The organism is Candidatus Dorea massiliensis AP6 (genome assembly GCF_964245105.1).
In the GTDB taxonomy this organism is placed as follows: Bacteria; Bacillota; Clostridia; order Lachnospirales; family Lachnospiraceae; genus Laedolimicola; species Laedolimicola intestinihominis.
Genome location: NZ_CAXTKW010000011.1, coordinates 20360 through 39007, shown reverse-complemented (window position 1 = coordinate 39007; position 18648 = coordinate 20360). Strand labels below are relative to the sequence as shown.

The window sequence follows — 18648 nt, the reverse complement described above, 5'->3', positions numbered from 1 at the left end:
GGAGCTGTGTTATGGACGAAACAAAGCAGGTAAAGCTTCTGGAAACCATGATGGAATTTGATCATGGAGATCCCATGCGGATCCAGCATTTTTTGAAGGTGTGGGGCTTCGCGCGGCAGATAGGAAAGATGGAAGAACTGGATGAGCAGACCCAGGAGATTCTGGAGACGGCGGCTATCGTCCATGACATTGGTATTAAAGTTTGCATGGAAAAATATGGAAAGTGCACGGGAAAGCATCAGGAGGAAGAGGGGCCGGCGCTGGCGGAAAAAATGCTGACGGAGCTTGGCTACGACGCAGAATTGATTTCCCGTGTAAGCTTCCTGGTAGGTCATCATCATACTTATACGAATGTGAAAGGAATCGATTATCAGATTCTTCTGGAGGCGGATTTCCTGGTAAATTCCTATGAGGGACAGAAGAAAAGTGAGACGATAGAGGCCTTCTGCAGAAACGTGTTCCGGACGCCCTCGGGCATCCGCCTCTTAAGCCTGCAGAGTGGTCTGAAGCTGGGAGAATAATTATGGACAGAAAAGAACGTTTGAAACAGGTCATGATAGACGAAGCGGAGACGATTCGTAAAGTAGCAGAACGAGTAGATTACAATGTGATGTCCCAGATTACCGAATTGCTGTGCCAGGTAAAGAAGAACAGTAAGAAGGTGATTCTGGCCGGATGCGGAACGGCAGGACAGGCGGCGAAGCGGATTGCCCACACGCTTTCAGTTGTGGAGATTCCCGCATTCTTCCTGTCTCCGGCAGACTCCATCCACGGAGGTCTGGGGGCGATGCAGCAGGGCGATATTCTGATTCTGCTGAGTAAAAGCGGCAATACCCAGGAGATTCTGAATTACATTCCGGCGGCACAGAAAAAGGGCCTGACGGTCATTGGTGTGACAGAGAATGAAAACTCCAAGCTGGGTCAGGCGGCGGATATCGTACTGAAAATTAAAATTGACCGGGAGCCGGATAAATGGGGAATCATCTCCTCTGCCAGCACCCTGGCTTCTATTTCCGCTTTTGATGCCATCGCCTTTACGGCCATGGAGGAAACAGGGTATACAAAGGAAGAGTTTTATCTGATTCATACCGGTGGCGGAGTGGGAGACATCCTGCGAAAAGAACTGTAATAACCGAAAATCCCGGAAAAGAGCGTTGCCCATTCTGCTTTGGATGGGTGGCGCCCTTTTTCTTTACTCTTCTTCTGTATGCACCCTTGGCAGCGTAAAAATAAACTCTGTCCCCACGCCTTCCGTGGAAATGGCGTTGATATGCTCCCCATGGGATGCGATAATCTCTTTCACGATAGACAGTCCCAGGCCGGTGCCCTTCTTGTCCTTGCCCCGGGAGGTGTCGGTCTTGTAGAAACGTTCCCAGATTTTCTTCATGCTGTCCCGGGGAATGCCGATGCCCTGGTCCTTGACGGAGATAAAGACCTTCTCGTGCCGCAGGGTTGTCTCGATGGTGATGACAGAATTGTCCGGACTGAATTTGATGGCGTTGTCCAGAAGGTTGTACATAACCTGCTGAATTTTGCCCATATCTGCGGAGACAAACTGCTGTCTGGCGTCGAAGAGCAGCTCCATGGAAATGTGGCGGACCGTACAGCGGCCCTCGAAGGAGGCTACCGTATCCTTGATCACCGCATTGATATCGAAATCCGTGATATCCAGCCGGTTTTTCTTCGTGTCGAAAGAATTCAGGGTCAGAAGTCCGCTGGTCAGCTTGTTCAGACGTTCGGTCTCCATGAGAACGATTTTCAGGTACTTTTCCTGCATTTCCGCGGGGATGGTACCGTCCAGAATCGCTTCCACATAGCCTTTAATCGAGGTCAGCGGTGAGCGGAAATCGTGGGAAATATTTGCCACAAATTTCTTCTGGTATTCGTCGGTCTCACCCAGCTCATGGGCCATATAGTTCAGGGTGGCGGCTAGCTGGCCGATCTCATCCTCCCCGGCGATCTTCAGGGCATAGGAGAAATTACCCTCTGCGTACTGCCGGGCAGCCGATGTGATTTTCAGCAGAGGACGGTACACGGCGAAGGTAAAGACGCCCAGCACCAACAGGGAAAAGGCGAAAATAAAGAGCAGGGTCATGTAGGTGATATTTAACAGGGTATCCCGCTCCCCGGTCAATACTGACATGGGCAGATGAATCAGCACATAGCCCCGGGGCTTGAAATTGTAGGTGACAGGCGCGGCCACCGAGAGCGTGTTCTCCCGGAACATGCCATAGAAGTCGCCGATCATATAATAATTGCTGCCCATATCCGTCGGATCAAAATCCTCGATGATCGTGGCAGACTCGCTGGAATAGCCGCCGGCGGAATTGACCAGCACCGTGCCGTCCGTGTTCAACAGCCAGATATCAGCGCCCAGATAGGTGCTAAGCGCCTGAAAATGGGAGTGAATCGTATTTAAGGAGCGGGAATCCGCCGCGTCCGAATAATAATTCCGCACGAAATTCGAGGAAATATAGTTGGCTTCCCGATACAGATCCTCCGCCTCCTGTCCGGTCAAGTAATTCAGCGTCATCTGGGAGCTGAATACCGCGATGGTAAAGAAGCTTAAGAAGCCGAAGATCATATAGGCCAGTATGAATTTCAGGTAAAGGGAGTGCTTCATCATCTGTTATCCTTTGACGTCAAATTTGTAGCCGATGCCCCAGACCGTGGTCAGACTCCAGCTGGGATGATCTCCGATCTTCTCCCGGAGACGCTTGATGTGGACGTCCACGGTCCGGGTGTCGCCGATATACTCGTAGCCCCAGATGTGGTCGAGAAGCTGCTCTCTGGTAAACACCTGATTGGGAGAGGAAGCCAGAAAATACAGAAGCTCCAGCTCCTTGGGCGGCATATCCACGGGCCTGCCCTGATAGAGCACGGAATAATTGGTCTGGTTGATGACCAGATCCGGGTATTCCACGATCTTGGCGGCAGGCGCAGAGGTTTCCGCAGGCTTCACAGGCTGATACCGTCGGAGCACGGCCTTAACCCGGGCCACCAGTTCCTTGGAATCAAAGGGCTTGATGATGTAGTCGTCCGCGCCCAGCTCAAGCCCCAGAACTTTGTCAAAGACTTCGCCCTTGGCGGACAGCATGATGATCGGCGTGTTAGACTTGGCGCGGATCTCTCTGCAGACCTGATAGCCGTCGATGCCCGGCAGCATCAGATCCAGCAGAATTAGCTGGGGCTTGAAGGTATCGAAGACCTTCAGGGCTTCCTCGCCGTCATTTACAATCATGGTCTCATAGCATTCTTTGGTCAGATACAGAGAAATCAGCTCTGCAATATTATTATCGTCGTCGACGATGAGAATTTTCTGTTTTGCTACCATTCTTCTACTCCTGTTTAAAGGTTGCAATCGTAACGCCTGCGTCGCCCTCGCCGAACTCGCCCAGGCGGTAGGATTTCACGTATTTGTTGCGCTTTAAAAGTCCCTGTACGGCCTTCCGGAGCGCTCCGGTGCCTTTTCCGTGTACGATGCGGACGGAAGGAAGATGAGCCAGATAAGCGTCGTCCAGATATTTATCCAGATGGGCCAGAGCCTCGTCTACAGTCATGCCGATAAGGTTGATCTCGGTGCTGACGCTGGCAGACTTGCTCATCTTAATCTTGCCTGCGCTGGTGCGCTGGAACTGCTTGGCGGTGATGACAGCCTCCTCCACCAGCTCCAGATCGGTGAGCTTCACCTGCGAACGCAGGATACCCATCTGCACATAGAGATTGCCTCGGGCGTCGGGCAGGGTGCTGACCGTGCCCTGGAGATTCAGGCTCAGTACCTTTACGGTATCGCCCAGGTGCAGGTCAGAGGCCTTCAGCGCTTTCTTCGGCTTCTTTGCCACATCCTTGCTCATGGCCTTTTCGGTCTTCTTCATACGCTCCCGCAGCTTGGCCCGCTCCGCCTCCATCTCACTTGCGGAAATGTTTGCTTTGCCAAACTTATGGAAGTTCTTCATGGTCTCGTCGGCGTAATCCTTGGCCTCCTGCAGGACTTTGCGGGCCTGTTCGTTGGCTTCCCGCAGGATACGGTCGCGCTGGGCGTCCAGTTTCTCCTGCTTCTTCTCCAGAGCCTCCCGGAGGGAACGGATTTCCTCTTTATGTTCCTGAATTTCTGCCTGCTCCAGCTCAATGGTGCGGCGGCTGCTCTCCAGATCAGATAAGAGATCCTCAAAGCTCTCATTTTGCTCGCTTAAGTGGCCTTTCGCGTCCTCGATGAGGAAGTCGGGCAGCCCCAGCTTCCTGGAGATGGCAAAGGCATTGCTCTTGCCGGGAATACCGATGAGAAGCCGATAGGTGGGGCTTAAGGTCTCCACGTCGAATTCGCAGCAGGCATTTTCCACGCCGTCAGCGGAGAGGGCGAAGACCTTCAGCTCGCTGTAGTGGGTGGTGGCCATGGTGCGGATGCCCATTTTATGCAAGTGGGACAGAATCGCGATAGCCAGGGCCGCGCCCTCGGTGGGGTCGGTTCCGGCGCAGAGCTCGTCGAAAAGCACCAGTGAATTTAAGGAAGCCTCGTTCAGAATCCGGATGATATTGGTCATATGGGACGAGAAGGTACTTAAGGACTGCTCAATGCTCTGCTCGTCGCCGATATCTGCGTACACGTCGTCGAAGACGGCCAGTTCAGAATTCTGGGCGGCGGGAATATGGAGTCCGGCCTGGCCCATCAGGGTCAGAAGACCGGTGGTCTTCAGGGATACCGTTTTACCGCCGGTATTGGGACCGGTAACGATGAGCAGATCAAAGTCCTGTCCCAGACGGATGGTGACAGGGACCACCTTCTTCGGATCCAGCAGCGGGTGACGGCCTTCTTTAATATAGATCTGCCGTTTTTCGTTGAACTCCGGCCGGGTGGCCTTCATATCCTTTGCCAGCTTGGCTTTGGCGAAAATGAAGTCGATGGTGGTCAGGATATTGTAGTCCTGGTCCAGCTCCTCAGTACAGAACGCGGTCTGGTTGCTTAAGGCTTCCAGAACGTGCTCGATTTCTTCCTGCTCCTTCAGATACAATTCCTTTAAATCATTATTCAGTTTTACGACGGCCATGGGCTCCACGAACAGGGTGGAACCGGTGGAAGACTGGTCGTGAATCATGCCGGGCACCTGGCTGCGGTATTCGGCCTTGACCGGGATACAGTAGCGGCCGTTTCGCTGGGTGATGACGGCATCCTGCAGATAAGTCCGCGCGGAGCCATTGACCATGCCGGACAGGGTCGAATGAATCTTGTCGTTGGCCGCCAGAATGGAGCGGCGTACATGGTGCAGGGCAGGGCTGGCGTCGTCGCTTATCTCATCCTCCGAGAGAATACAGCGGCGGATTTCGCCGGAGAGCTGGGTACAGGGCTCCAGCGCGTCAAAAAGTGGATCGAGGGAATCCGGATCTTCCTCCCGGCCCTCGTTCTGATGGGCATACTGCTTCGCCCGGGCCGCTGTCTCCAGAAGGGAGCAGACGTCCAGAAGCTCCGGAATATTTAAGGTGCTTCCGATTTCCAGACGCTTCAGGGAAGCGCGTACGTCCCTGGTGCCGGAGAAGCCCACGCCGCCTCTGCGGTAAAGTCTCGTCAGGGCGTCCTCAGTCTCCTGTTGTGCGGCCGTAATCGCCGCCAGATCCTGCATGGGAGTAAGTTCCATACAGCGTTTGCGTCCGCCTGCGCTTCCCGCTTCGGCGGCCAGATGCTCGATAATTTTATAAAATTCCAGTGTGTGATAAGCTTTTCTATTCATAATACCTAAAGTATACCGCACTTTGGATAGAATGAAAAGAGGGTTTTTATATGTGGACACTCCTGTAAAAATGTATTAAAATATGGATATCAAGGGTTACAAGGAGGAAGGCCGTTCATGCTTGCATGATAAGGACTTTCTCTTTGGAACCCGCCGCACATGAGGAAGTAGCGATTTGCGGAGCAAATCTGCGGATTCCGAATGGGCGTAGAATTGCGGGAGCCGTAAGGCGGAGCAATTCGTGATATCCAAGTTTGGGACTCGGTCCCAAACTCTCCTTATTGGCTTCGGAGGGTTTCTATGGCAGAAGAAAGAAAATCAAACGATGAAGAATTTTCCTTTGTAAAAGAAAAGATAAAAAAACAGCCCTTTTACCAGACCAGACGGTTCCGCCAGCTCTGCTACTGGCTGTTGGTGGCGGCTCTGTGCGGCGCGGTGGCCTGCTTCGTGTTCGTGAAGCTTCAGCCGTTTATGGAGCGCGCCCTTGGTAAGGAGGAGAAGACGGAGATCACGATTCCACGGGACGACGAGCCGGACGAGGTGACCCAGGAGCCGACCGGAGAGACGGTTGTGATTACGGAGCCCCAGGAGCTGGAATTGGCGGATTATCAGAAATTGTATACAAAGCTGAAGGCCGTAGCCGGCGAGGTAAATAAGAGCTTAGTGACCGTGACGGCAGCCAGCAGCGACACCGACTGGTTCAACGAGACCTATGAGAGTCGTCGGGAGATCAGCGGTCTTCTGGTGGGCAATAACGGCGTGGAGCTTCTGATTCTGACGCCTTACGAGCCGGTGAAGGACGCAAGCAAGCTTCAGGTCACTTTTGTGGATGGAAAAAGTCAGGATGCGGTCCTGAAGAATTATGACCGGGTAACCGATATGGCTATTGTGAGCGTGAATCTGGCAGCGGTGGACGCGGGCACCATGGAAGTGGTAAAAATCGCGGATCTGGGCAGCTCCAAGAGTGTGAAGGCGGGCGACAGCGTCATTGCCGTGGGCAGTCCCGCAGGCTTTGCCGGTTCCCTGAAATTCGGCAATCTGGTGGCGCCGGGCCATAAGACCAGCGTTATCGACGGCGAATACCGGCTTCTAATTACCGATATGGAGCGTTCCGACGGCGGTACCGGCGTGCTGGTGAATCTGGACGGACAGGTCATCGGCCTTATTGAGGACACCTATCTCCATGCATCCAATGAGCGAGCCCTGACGGCCTATGCCATTTCCGATATGAAGGCAGTCATTGAGCATCTGTCTAACAGCCAGGATCTGGTGTACATGGGCATCAAGGGCAGCCAGGTAACGGCGGAGATCGCGGAGAGCCAGGGCATCCCCACGGGCGTCTACGTGTCCGATGTGGAGCCGGATTCCCCGGCCCTGAACGGCGGTCTGCAGGCGGGCGATGTGATCATCGAGATCAGCGGGAAGGCTGTTGCGAGCGTGACGGAGATTCAGGAAATGCTGCTGAAATTCTCCAAGGATCAGGTGATCCAGGTGAAGGTCATGCGCCAGGGAAAAGAAGAATATAAAGAAATTGCGTGCAGTGTGAAGCTGGATGTGTTAAAATAGTGCGTTGAATGAATGTACTGAACAGCTACGGACAGTTACGAATTTATGAGGAGAGTATGAAAGATGAAATATATTGAGACTATCCGGGAAGGCGAGCGCATTTCCGGTATCTATCTGTGCAAGCAGCGTCAGTCTGCGGTTACAAAAAATGGAAAAACATACGAAAACCTGATTCTGCAGGATAAGACAGGCACGGTGGACGCCAAGATCTGGGATCCCAATTCTCAGGGGATCGATGATTTTGAAGCGATGGACTATATTGATATTATGGCGGATGCCACCAGCTTTCAGGGCGCGCTGCAGCTGAACGTAAAGCGCGTCAGAAAGGCCCGGGAGGGCGAGTACAATCCGGCGGATTACCTGCCGGTCAGCGAGCGGGATATAGAAGAAATGTATCAGGAACTGATGGGCTACGCCAATCAGGTGCAGGAACCCCATCTGCGGGCGCTCTTAAAGAGCCTGTTCGTGGATGATGCGGAATTTATCAAGGGCTTCAAGTTCCATTCCGCGGCCAAGACCGTGCATCATAGCTTCGTGGGCGGCCTGTTGGAGCATACGTTAAATGTAACGAAGCTCTGCGAATATTATGTAAAGAATTATACCTATCTGAACCGGGATTTATTGTATACAGCAGCCATGTGCCACGATATCGGCAAGGTCTATGAGCTTTCCGAGTTTCCGGAAAATGATTACACAGATGAGGGACAGCTGCTGGGCCATATCGCCATGGGCAGCGAGATGGTAGCCGAGCGGGCGCATCAGATTCCGGGCTTCCCAAAGAAGCTGGAAAATGAATTGAAGCACTGCATCCTGGCCCATCACGGAGAGCTGGAGTACGGCTCCCCGAAGAAACCGGCTCTGGCCGAGGCTATGGCGCTGAATCTGGCGGACAATACAGACGCGAAGATGGAGACCATGAAGGAGATCTTCAAGGCAGCAGGTACCAATATGGGCTGGCTTGGTTACAACCGGTTCTTCGAGTCTAATCTGCGTAAGACGGAGGTTTAAGTTGAAAAAGAACGATTTGGTGGAAGTGACAATCGAATCGATGGGAAGCGCAGGAGAGGGGATAGGCAAAATGGATGGCTATCCCCTTTTTGTAAAAGATACCTTTCCCGGAGATAAGGCGCGGGTCAGTCTGACGAAAGTAAAAAAGACCTATGCTTTTGCGAGGCTTGTAGAGCTTCTGGAGCTGTCTCCCGATCGGGAGGAGCCCCGGTGCGCCCAGCACCGACGCTGCGGCGGCTGTCAGATTCAGGGGCTTTCTTATGAAAAACAGCTCTTATATAAAGAAGAAAAGGTGCGCGAGGATCTAAAGCGCCTGGGTGGTTTCACCGATCCCCCGGTGGGTCCGGTCCTGGGCATGGACGAGCCCTACCGCTACCGCAATAAGGCCCAGTTTCCATTCGGAAAGGACAAGGAGGGCCGTATCGTGACCGGCTTCTACGCGGGCCGCACCCACAGCATCGTGCCGGAGACGGACTGTGCTCTGGGAATCCGGGAGAATCAGACTATATTGAAAATGATTCTCGATTTTCTGAATGAGCATCACATCGAGCCGTACGATGAGAATACCGGAAAGGGACTTTTGCGCCATGTGCTGATCCGGAAAGGCTTCGCCACCGGCGAAATTATGGTAAGCCTGGTTATCAATGGCCGAAAATTTCCGCAAATCGAGAAGCTGGCGGACCGCCTCTTTATGATTCCGGGCATGACCAGCCTGACCCTGAATGTAAATCAGAAGAACACCAACGTGATTTTGGGCAATGAGATTATTCCGGTGCGCGGTCAGACCTATATCACGGACAAAATCGGCGATATCAGTTATCGGATTTCGCCCCTGTCCTTTTACCAGGTAAATCCGGTGCAGACTGAGAAGCTGTACCGTACCGCTCTGGAATATGCAGGCCTATCCGGTCAGGAGACGGTCTGGGAACTCTACTGCGGCATCGGAACCATTTCCCTGTTTCTGGCCCGGAGCGCGAAAAAGGTCTACGGCGTGGAAATCGTGCCCCAGGCTGTGGAGGACGCGAAGCACAATGCCGAGCTAAACGGTATCTCCAATGTGGAATTTTATCTGGGCAAGGCGGAAGAGGTTCTGCCTGAGAAATATGAAAAAGAAGGCATTCACGCGGACGTTATTGTCATCGATCCGCCCCGGAAGGGCTGTGACAGCGCCTGCCTTGAGACCATGCTTGCCATGGCCCCGGAGCGCATTGTCTATGTGAGCTGCGACCCGGCCACCTTCGCCCGGGATCTGAAGCTCCTCTGCGCGGACGGAAGCTATGAGCTTACGAAGGTGCAGCCGGTGGATATGTTCCCGCAGACGGCGGGAGTGGAGACGGTAGTTCTTTTATCCCACAAAAAAGCCGACAGTTATATCCACATTGATGTGGAGTTTGGAGAGGGCGAGGGCAAGATTCCGGTAGATAGTATTGCTAAAAGAGCCGAAGCGTACAAGCCCAAAGAAAAAGTGACCTACAAAATGATTAAGGAGTACATAGAAGCGAAATACGGCTTCAAAGTACATACCGCATATATCGCAGAGGTAAAGAGAGATTTAGGCTTGCCAATGTATGATGCTCCTAATGCGGTAGAAGAATTGAAACAGCCGAGGAAGCATCCGACACCAGAAAAGGTAGAAGCAATCAAAGATGCACTTCGGTATTTTGCAGTGATATAAAACTTTACTTACAATCGAATATTTCTTACATAGCCGTTTATTCATTTATTTGAGTAAGCGGCTTTTTTCATCCCTATTTTTCGGAATAGGGATATTTTTTGTAGAAGGAGGAGGTTTATTTGAATACACAAATCATTGCCATTGCCAACCAGAAAGGCGGCGTTGGCAAAACAACAACCTGTGCCAACTTGGGAATAGGTCTGGCACAGGCCGGAAAGAAAGTGCTTTTGATCGACGGGGACCCACAAGGAAGCCTGACAATCAGCTTGGGAAATCCGCAACCGGACAAACTGCCATTTACACTGTCGGATGCAATGGGCAAAATTCTGATGGATCAGCCTATACGCCCCGGAGAAGGTATTCTGCATCATGCAGAAGGCGTTGACCTGATGCCTGCGGATATTCAGCTTTCCGGTATGGAGGTTTCTCTGGTAAACGCCATGAGCCGTGAGACTATCTTGCGGCAATATCTGGACACGCTGAAGGGGCAATACTCCCATATCCTCATCGACTGTCAGCCCTCCCTGGGGATGCTCACGGTCAATGCGCTGGCCGCTGCGAACAGGATCATTATTCCCGTTCAGGCGGAGTATCTGCCCGCCAAAGGGCTGGAACAGCTGCTCTCCACGGTAAACAAGGTAAAGCGGCAGATCAACCCCAAGCTCCAGATAGACGGTATCCTGCTGACGATGGTGGACAGCCGAACCAACTTTGCCAAAGAGATCTCCGCGCTCCTGCGGGAGACCTATGGCGGCAAAATCAAAGTATTCGGCACAGAGATCCCCCATTCTGTCCGGGCTAAGGAAATCAGCGCCGAGGGAAAAAGCATTTTTGCCCATGATCCCAGCGGCAAGGTGGCTGAGGGCTACAAAAATCTGACGAAGGAGGTGTTGAAACTTGAAAAGCAGCGCGAAAAAAATAGAGCTGGCCTCGGTAGATGATCTGTTTTCCACCGAAGAAGGCCGCCAGGATGCAAAGCTGGAAAAGATTCAGGAAATTCCGCTGTCTGAACTGCATCCCTTTAGGAACCATCCATTCAAAGTCAAGGATGACGAAGCCATGATGGAGACCGCTGACAGTATCAAGCAGTATGGCGTTCTGGTTCCGGCGATTGCCCGACCAGACCCTGAGGGCGGCTATGAGCTGGTAGCCGGACACAGGCGGCGCAGAGCCAGTGAGCTGGCAGAAAAAGAGACCATGCCTGTCATTATTCGGGATTTGGATGATGATGCCGCCACGATCATTATGGTTGACAGCAACTTGCAGCGAGAAAGCCTTCTTCCAAGCGAAAGGGCTTTTGCCTACAAAATGAAGCTGGAGGCTGTCAAACATCAGGGCGCACGAACCGATTTAACTTCTCGCCAAGTTGGCGAGAAGTCGCAGACCTCTATTCAAAAGGTTGCAGATCAAGCTGGCGAAAGCCAACGGCAGGTACAGCGTTATATCCGTCTGACAGAGCTGATTCCTGAATTGATGGATATGGTGGATGAAAAGAAGATTGCCCTGAACCCTGCCTATGAGCTGTCCTTTCTCAAAAAGGAGGAACAGGTAGACCTGCTGGACGCGATGGACAGCGAACAGGCTACCCCTTCCCTTTCCCAAGCCCAGCGGCTCAAGAAATATAGCCAGGAGGGGCATCTGACCCTCGATATGATGCGTGTCATCATGGGTGAGGAAAAGAAAAGTGATCTGGACCGGGTGACATTTACCTCTGACACTTTGCGGAAGTATTTCCCTAAAAGCTATACGCCCCAGCGGATGCAGGAAACCATCATCAAGCTGCTGGAGGCATGGCAGAAAAAGCGTCAGAGAGACCAGGAACGATGAAAGGAGCCGCCTATGAGGGATATTTCAGCCCGTGAGCTGAAAGGACACAACATTCTCGCCGTAGAGAGGTTTTGGGATAACACCCGCTGGATGATCGAGTTTTCCGTCCTGCGTCCCAGCACTGCTTACGGAAGCCCCGGAGATGAAATGCGGCTGTTTTTGACTGAGGACGGTTATCAGGCCGCCCTGCAAAGCCAGCAGCGCCGGGAGATCAAAATCAAAAGGTACGCCCGTGTAATTGAGGGTCATGTCTTGGATGTAAAGAAAAAACGGAGAAAATAAGATGTTTAGAGAAAAAGAAATTTGCAATGCCATCAGGACGGCGTATCTTTATCTTTTCCCCGACAAAAAGGAGCGGAAAAGGGCGCTCTCCAGATTGAACATGGAACTTGTGGCGCAGTCTGTCCGCTATCGTGGGGAAAGTGTCCTTGCTTACCAGACCGCGGGAAACCATGAGTGTTCCTTGAACTACTATGGGCCAGAGTTGTTTCCACAGCGGGGATTTTGCATTTACCAAAAAACTATCCAGAGTCATTCTACGCAGGTGGATGTTTCTTGCATCCGGGAACTATGGCTCTTGGAGGACGGGCGGTTTGTGGATGTCTCCTGCGTGAATACGAAATACCGTTCGGCGTATGAAAGGTTTTCTACCTGTTACCGTACTATCCATCATATCGTCAGGGAGCGGGACTGGCAGGACTATCCAGCGGAGGAGGTTGCCGACGCCTTTGAGGACATCAGCCGCTATCCCTTTGATGGGAGACCAGGAGTTTTCTATGAAGTTTGAGCCGCGTCTTTACTGACAGCGGCTTTTGTTATTTTCTGACCACAGGAAGGAGTGAAGTGAATGGCAGTCTACCGCGTACAACGGACACGCGATTACACCGTTATGTCAAATTATCATCTGAAGGATAAGGGGCTGACCTTAAAGTCTAAGGGTCTGCTCTCCATGATCCTGTCGCTCCCAGAGGAGTGGAATTACACTACAAGAGGGCTTGCTTCCATCTGTAAGGAGGGTGTGGACGCCATTGGCTCTGCGCTCAAAGAGTTGGAAACAGCTGGCTATATTGTCCGCAGGCAGCTTCGCGGTGCGAATGGCCGTATTACTGATACCGAGTACATCATTTATGAGCAGCCACAGCCAAAGAAGCTGGATATGCTGCCGTCAGATGTGGTTTCACCAGATACGGAAAACCCGGATATGGTAAAACCGGATACGGAAAAGCCCGCAGAATTAAATATAGAGAAATCAAATACAGAAAAATCAATTACTTATGGATCAAGTACCGATTCCATTCCCTTCCGGGAAACAGCGGCGGCAAGACCGCCGGAACGGAAAGGAAGAGATGCGATGTCTGTCACAGAGATAGAAAATTATCGGGAATTGATTTTGGAGAATATCGAGTATGACTGTCTGAAGCAGCGTTATCCTCTCTACCTGGATGACCTGAATGAGATCGTAGAGCTGTTGGTAGAAACGGTCTGTGCCAGACGAAAGACCACCCGGATCTCTGGGGCAGACTTTCCTCACGAGATCGTGCGTTCCCGTTTTTTGAAACTGGACAGCTCCCACATCGAGTTTGTCATGGACTGTCTGCAAAAGAACACCACCCAGGTACGCAACATGAAGCAGTACCTGCTTGCGGTGCTGTTCAATGCGCCTACCACCATGAATAATCACTTCACTTCATTGGTCAACCACGATATGCACGCAGGCGGCTGGTAAAGGCCGCCTTTTATCATGCCAAAGGAGGCACGACATGAACCAGATGGAAATTTTCAAAAACCCGGAGTTTGGCAGTATCCGGGTCATCGAAGAAAACGGCAAATACCTGTTCTGCGGAACGGATGTGGCCGCTGCGCTGGGGTACAGCAATTCCCGCGATGCAATTATCCGCCATTGTAGGTATGTCGTGAAACGCGACGCACCTCACCCACAAAGCCCCGACCGCAAAATCAGTATGACTTTTATCCCCGAAGGAGATTTGTACCGCCTGATTGTTCACAGCAAATTGCCATCGGCAGAACAGTTTGAACAGTGGGTATTCGATGAGGTTCTGCCTACCATTCGCAAGCACGGGGCCTATCTCACAAGAGAGAAGCTTTGGGAGGTAGCTACTTCCCCGGAGGCTCTGATGAAGCTCTGCTCAGACTTGTTGGCTGAGCGTGAAGCAAATATTTCTCTGCGTAAGGAAAATGCACAGCTGGAGGGCAAAGCCGCTTTCTATGACCTGTTCATCGACTTAAAGCACAGCACCAATCTCAGGACAACCGCCAAAGAGTTGGATGTCCCGGAGCGCCGGTTTGTTCGGTTTCTGATAGAACGACGGTTTGTGTACCGCACAGCATACGGCAATGTGCTGCCCTATGCCAATGTGAAAAATACGGGGCTGTTCTGTGTGAAAGACTACTGCAATCACGGGCATACCGGCTCCTACACGCTGGTTACGCCAAAGGGAAAGCTCTACTTTGCTCAGCTGCGGGAGATGATCTTGCTGGTCTCATAAGAACGGAAAGGAAGTGGGTTTTATGCAGGAAGGCAAAACAATCGGGCAGCTGATGGAGGAAATGCGCCAGAAAGCCGGGGCGCAGAACTATCACGGTCATGACTACATGGATCTCCAGCGATTTACGGAGAACACCCGGCACATGATTATTTTTGATGTACTGACGCATGACTCCCCGGTTGGCTGGAAAGGAGAACGCACCCGCCTGTTTTTGTCAGATATAGGCTATGAAAAAGCTCTGGACAGTCAGGCAAATGGGCAGATCAAGATTCTCAGCCATGCAAAGGTCAGAAATGGAGATTTGTTTTATGACCACAAAGAACAGATACGATAGGAGGAATCCGATATGAATGAGGAAAAGAAAGTACCCTTTAAGTGGGAATATGGGGAAGAAACCATATCGCTGCAACTTGGAATGTATGCGAATAATCAGCGGCTTTATATCGGCATGATTACCCATACAGAAGATGGAGCAGAGGCGTTTGCAGATATGACGGTGAACCTACCAGGATATTCCCTGGACCCCGGAGAGGCGTTTATTTCCGGTGACATCAGCAAGGACCTGCTGCGATTCATCAAAGAGAACAAGTTGGGGAAGGTGCTTCCCTATCAGGTGCAGTCCGGTTATGGAAAATATTCTGCCGTTGCCTTTGATCTGGAGAAGTTGAAGGCATTTGACCTCAAAGGTGTGGCAGAGTTTCGGGAAGAGTGGAATCTGCCGGATAAGAAGCCGGTAAAGAAAAAGAACCGCGGGATGGAGCGATGAAGAAATATTTTCTCCGGCGGCTGGTGGTTCCGCCTTAGCAAAAAAAGAGATTCCCTGCAAACTTCGTGGAAAGGAGGCGAGAAAATGCAGGAAGAAGTGGAAAACAGAACTTTGACGCTGGTTGTCAGTGGAACAAAGTTTACCGGCAGAATGTTTAAGGCTGCCATAAGCAAGTACATGGCACATCGAAAGGAAAAGAAACTGGAAAAACAGAGAAGCCGTGATGCGCCGGTTGTTCCGCATGGAAAACAGACTGTGAAGCAGCTTGTCGGGCAGAATCAGGGAATATCCAACATTGAGATCACAGACCCCTCTATCAAGGAGTTTGAGAAAATCGCCCGGAAATATGGTGTGGATTATGCGGTGAAAAAGGACCGCAGCAGTTCTCCGCCAAAGTACCTGATTTTTTTCAAAGGCCGTGATGCAGATGCTCTGACAGCAGCTTTTACAGAGTACACCAACAAAAAGGTCAAAAAGGCAACGAAAACAGAGCGCCCGTCCGTACTGGCAAAACTTAACCAGTTCAAAGAGATGGTTAAAAATGCTGTGGTGGATCGCACCAAGCGAAAGGAGCTGGAACGATGAAAAAGACATTGGACATCAAAAAGCTCATTTTGCTGAATATGCCGTATATCCTGCTGGGGCTGTTTGCTACCAATTTTGGAGAGGCATGGCGAATGGCACAAGGGGCGGATGCTTCAGAAAAGTTTCTTTCGCTGATTGCGGTTCTGCCTGGGGCGCTGCAAAGTTTCTGGCCAAGCCTGCATCCATTGGACTTGTTGGTAGGACTGTGTTGTGGAGGCAGTCTGAGGCTGGCGGTGTATCTTAAAAGCAAGAACGCCAAGAAATATCGACATGGTTTGGAATATGGTTCGGCCCGCTGGGGAACCCGTGAGGATATTGCACCTTACGTTGATCCTGTATTTCAGAACAATGTGATCCTGACGAAAACGGAGAGCCTGACCATGAACAGCCGCCCCAAGGACCCCAAGACTGCCAGAAACAAAAATGTAATGGTGATTGGCGGCTCCGGTTCCGGTAAGACCCGATTCTGGCTGAAACCCAACCTGATGCAGATGCACAGCTCCTATGTTGTGACGGACCCGAAGGGAACAATTCTGGTGGAGTGCGGAAAAATGCTCCAAAGGGGTGCGCCCAAGCTGGGGAAGGACGGAAAGCCCATGAAGGATAAGCACGGCAAGGTCATTTATGAGCCGTACCGAATCAAGGTCCTAAATACAATCAACTTCAAGAAGTCCATGCACTATAACCCTTTCGCCTATATCCATAGCGAAAAGGACATCTTGAAGCTGGTAACAACGCTGATCGCCAATACCAAAGGCGAAGGCAAGGCCGGAGACGATTTCTGGGTAAAAGCAGAAACCTTGTTGTACTGCGCGCTTATTGGCTATATCCATTATGAGGCTCCGGTGGAGGAGCAGAACTTCTCCACCCTCATTGAGTTCATCAATGCCATGGAAGTCCGTGAGGATGACGAGGAGTTCAAAAACCCCGTAGACCTGATGTTTGATGCACTGGAAGCCGAGAAGCCAAATCACTTTGCGGTGCGCCAGTATAAGAAATATAAGCTGGCCGCCGGTGATATATGCTCTAAGTGACTTCTTAATCATGATTTTGTCATGGTTAGTGAAGCAATCACTTAGAGTATTTTTGTTTCAGGAGGTACAGCCATGAGAAATGAAAAAATTACCCCACTGTACGAGCGCCTGAGCCGGGACGATGAGTTACAGGGCGAGAGCAATTCCATATCCAACCAAAAGCAGATGTTAGAGGATTTTGCCCGCCGGAATGGGCTGCCCAACCCTACGCACTTTACCGATGATGGTATCTCAGGCACCCGTTTTGACCGCCCCGGATTTTTGGCGATGATGGAGGAAGTGGAGGCAGGGCGTGTAGAGGCCATCGTCATAAAAGACATGAGCCGCCTGGGGCGCGATTATCTGAAAGTCGGCCAGGTCATGGAGATTTTGCGGCAACGCGGCGTCCGGCTGATTGCCATCAACGATGGTGTGGACAGTCTGAAAGGCGATGATGATTTTACCCCTTTCCGCAACATTATGAACGAGTTTTACGCCCGTGATACCAGTCGGAAAATCCGCTCTGTGTTTAAGTCAAAAGGCATGAGTGGCAAGCACCTGACCGGCACTGTGATTTACGGCTACTTGTGGGATGAAAATCGGGAGCATTGGTTGGTAGATGAGGAAGCTTCCGAAGTGGTACGCCGTATCTTCTCCCTCACGCTGGAGGGATATGGGCCTTACCAGATCGCCTGCAAGTTGTCCGCAGACCGGATTGAAATTCCTGTCGTACACCTTGCCCGATTCAACGAAGGTGTGAACCGTTCAAAGCCGGTCAAAGACCCCTATGGATGGGGATCATCTACCATCGTGAACATTTTGAAAAAACGAGAGTATTTAGGGCATACCATCAATTTCAAGACCCGCAAGCACTTTAAGGACAAGAAAAGCCACTATGTTTCTGAGGATGAATGGACGATCTTTGAGAATACCCATGAAGCCATTATCGACCAGCAGACCTTTGATTTGGCGCAGAAAATCCGCAGCAATGTACGGCGTTATCCAAACGGCTGGGGCGAAGCGGCTCCCCTCACAGGTTTGCTCTATTGTGCCGATTGTGGCGGCAAGATGTATGTCCACCGCATCAACAATGGCAGGCGGATTTCTCAATATACCTGTTCCAATTATACCAAAGTTCCGTGTGGGACACTATGCCCTACACAACACCGTATCAATGAGAGTGCTGTTCTGACATTGGTTTCTGACACGCTCCGGGCTATCGCTGAATATTCCAGAAATGACCGGACGGAATTTATTCACACCGTTCAGGAAACGCAGGTTGCTCAACAGAGTGCCGATATATCGAAAAAGCGCAGGCGTCTGGCTGCTGCTCAAAAGAGAACCGGAGAACTGGAAAAACTGATTTGCAAAATCTATGAGGACAATGCCCTCGGCAAGCTGTCGGATGCACGATATAGGGCGCTTGATGCACAGTATGCCAAAGAGCAGGACGCACTTGAGATTGAAATTGCGGAGCTGGAAAAGGCTGTTACCGGCTATGAGCAGAGCCAGAAATCCGCAGAGAAATTTATAGCCCTGATTGATAAGTATGAGAATTTTGACACGCTGACAAACACCATGCTCAACGAGTTTGTAGAGAAAATCCTTGTCCACGAACGCGCCCGAAAAGGCAGCCAGGACACCACGCAGGAAATTGAAATCTACTTCAATTTTTTAGGACGCTATATCCCACCATCCTTACAGCCGGTTCCTTTAACCCCGGAGGAACAGGAAGAACTGCAGAAAAAAGAAGAACGCAAGGACAGGCTTCATCAGAATTATTTGAAGCGGAAAGCCAGCGGCGCACAGAAACAGTATGAGGACAAAATCAAGGCGAAGAAAAAAGCGGAAATGGACGCTAAGAAAGCCCTGATCCGGGCTGAGGATATGAAAAAAGGCGTTTTTTCTACTGTCGGACAGCTGCCGAAAGAAGAACCACGCAAAGGCAGCATAGCAGCCAGCGCAGCAGTCTAATCAT

18 protein-coding genes and 1 pseudogene are annotated in these 18648 nt (G+C 51.3%); 16 read left to right on the top strand and 3 right to left on the bottom strand.

What is annotated here, in order from left to right; genetic code table 11:
• The first annotated feature begins 11 nt into the window (after positions 1–11).
• Together ACESZP_RS12105 and ACESZP_RS12100 are read left to right on the top strand one after the other, a co-directional pair.
• The gene (locus ACESZP_RS12105) at positions 12–521 is read left to right on the top strand and encodes an HD domain-containing protein (RefSeq protein ID WP_499709117.1); all 510 of its coding nucleotides are present in this window, start codon (positions 12–14) and stop codon (positions 519–521) included.
• A gap of 2 nt (positions 522–523) precedes the next feature.
• On the top strand, positions 524–1129 hold the full coding sequence (locus tag ACESZP_RS12100; RefSeq protein ID WP_178039340.1) for an SIS domain-containing protein: 606 nt from the start codon (positions 524–526) through the stop codon (positions 1127–1129).
• 63 nt (positions 1130–1192) lie between these two features.
• On the opposite strand, the gene ACESZP_RS12095 is transcribed toward ACESZP_RS12100, so the two are convergent.
• From ACESZP_RS12095 to ACESZP_RS12085, 3 genes are read right to left on the bottom strand one after another with little or no spacing between them, the layout of a single operon-like run.
• Entirely contained in the window at positions 1193–2623 is a 1431-nt protein-coding gene (locus tag ACESZP_RS12095; protein ID WP_499709162.1) for a sensor histidine kinase, read from the bottom strand.
• Between the two features lie 6 nt (positions 2624–2629).
• Positions 2630–3334 carry a response regulator gene (locus ACESZP_RS12090; RefSeq protein WP_178039339.1) on the bottom strand — a complete coding sequence of 235 codons (705 nt, stop codon included), beginning with the start codon at positions 3332–3334 and terminating at the stop codon, positions 2630–2632.
• Between the two features lie 4 nt (positions 3335–3338).
• Positions 3339–5723, bottom strand: coding sequence for an endonuclease MutS2 (locus tag ACESZP_RS12085; RefSeq protein ID WP_499709116.1), 2385 nt, complete (start codon positions 5721–5723; stop codon positions 3339–3341).
• Positions 5724–6023: 300 nt separating this feature from the next.
• On the opposite strand from ACESZP_RS12085, the gene ACESZP_RS12080 reads away from it, so the two are divergent.
• The 14 genes and pseudogenes from ACESZP_RS12080 to ACESZP_RS12015 all read left to right on the top strand — a co-directional run bounded on the left by ACESZP_RS12080 (position 6024) and on the right by ACESZP_RS12015 (position 18644).
• A complete protein-coding gene (locus tag ACESZP_RS12080; RefSeq protein ID WP_499709115.1) occupies positions 6024–7289 on the top strand; it encodes a S1C family serine protease in 1266 nt (421 codons plus the stop codon).
• A gap of 63 nt (positions 7290–7352) precedes the next feature.
• On the top strand, positions 7353–8297 hold the full coding sequence (locus ACESZP_RS12075; RefSeq protein WP_440320707.1) for a 3'-5' exoribonuclease YhaM family protein: 945 nt from the start codon (positions 7353–7355) through the stop codon (positions 8295–8297).
• A gap of 1 nt (position 8298) precedes the next feature.
• Positions 8299–9972, top strand: coding sequence for a 23S rRNA (uracil(1939)-C(5))-methyltransferase RlmD (gene rlmD, locus ACESZP_RS12070; RefSeq protein WP_499709114.1), 1674 nt, complete (start codon positions 8299–8301; stop codon positions 9970–9972).
• Between the two features lie 119 nt (positions 9973–10091).
• Positions 10092–10913, top strand: a complete 822-nt coding sequence (locus ACESZP_RS12065) for a ParA family protein (RefSeq protein WP_044932634.1) — start codon at positions 10092–10094, stop codon at positions 10911–10913.
• Positions 10870–11799 (top strand): ParB/RepB/Spo0J family partition protein, encoded by a 930-nt coding sequence (locus ACESZP_RS12060; protein ID WP_002576246.1) that lies wholly within the window; start codon positions 10870–10872, stop codon positions 11797–11799. The genes ACESZP_RS12065 and ACESZP_RS12060 overlap by 44 nt, the downstream gene beginning before the upstream one ends.
• Positions 11800–11811: 12 nt before the next feature.
• Positions 11812–12081: a DUF5720 family protein gene (locus tag ACESZP_RS12055; RefSeq protein ID WP_002576245.1), complete on the top strand. Its 270-nt coding sequence runs from the start codon at positions 11812–11814 to the stop codon at positions 12079–12081.
• A gap of 100 nt (positions 12082–12181) precedes the next feature.
• On the top strand, positions 12182–12586 hold the full coding sequence (locus ACESZP_RS12050) for a hypothetical protein (protein WP_499709113.1): 405 nt from the start codon (positions 12182–12184) through the stop codon (positions 12584–12586).
• 60 nt (positions 12587–12646) lie between these two features.
• A complete protein-coding gene (locus tag ACESZP_RS12045; protein WP_002576243.1) occupies positions 12647–13525 on the top strand; it encodes a DUF6017 domain-containing protein in 879 nt (292 codons plus the stop codon).
• Positions 13526–13559: 34 nt separating this feature from the next.
• Entirely contained in the window at positions 13560–14306 is a 747-nt protein-coding gene (locus ACESZP_RS12040) for a BRO family protein (protein ID WP_002576242.1), read from the top strand.
• Between the two features lie 22 nt (positions 14307–14328).
• Positions 14329–14640, top strand: a complete 312-nt coding sequence (locus tag ACESZP_RS12035) for a DUF5720 family protein (protein WP_002576241.1) — start codon at positions 14329–14331, stop codon at positions 14638–14640.
• Positions 14641–14652: 12 nt separating this feature from the next.
• Positions 14653–15072 (top strand): DUF4313 domain-containing protein, encoded by a 420-nt coding sequence (locus ACESZP_RS12030; RefSeq protein WP_499709112.1) that lies wholly within the window; start codon positions 14653–14655, stop codon positions 15070–15072.
• An 84-nt stretch (positions 15073–15156) separates the two neighbouring features.
• A complete protein-coding gene (locus ACESZP_RS12025) occupies positions 15157–15657 on the top strand; it encodes a PcfB family protein (RefSeq protein ID WP_007886614.1) in 501 nt (166 codons plus the stop codon).
• Positions 15654–16673 (top strand): annotated as a pseudogene (locus tag ACESZP_RS12020) (type IV secretory system conjugative DNA transfer family protein); the annotation flags it as partial. The gene ACESZP_RS12025 and the pseudogene ACESZP_RS12020, both read left to right, overlap by 4 nt.
• A 90-nt stretch (positions 16674–16763) precedes the next feature.
• Entirely contained in the window at positions 16764–18644 is a 1881-nt protein-coding gene (locus ACESZP_RS12015; RefSeq protein ID WP_142692027.1) for a recombinase family protein, read from the top strand.
• The last annotated feature ends 4 nt before the right edge of the window (positions 18645–18648 follow it).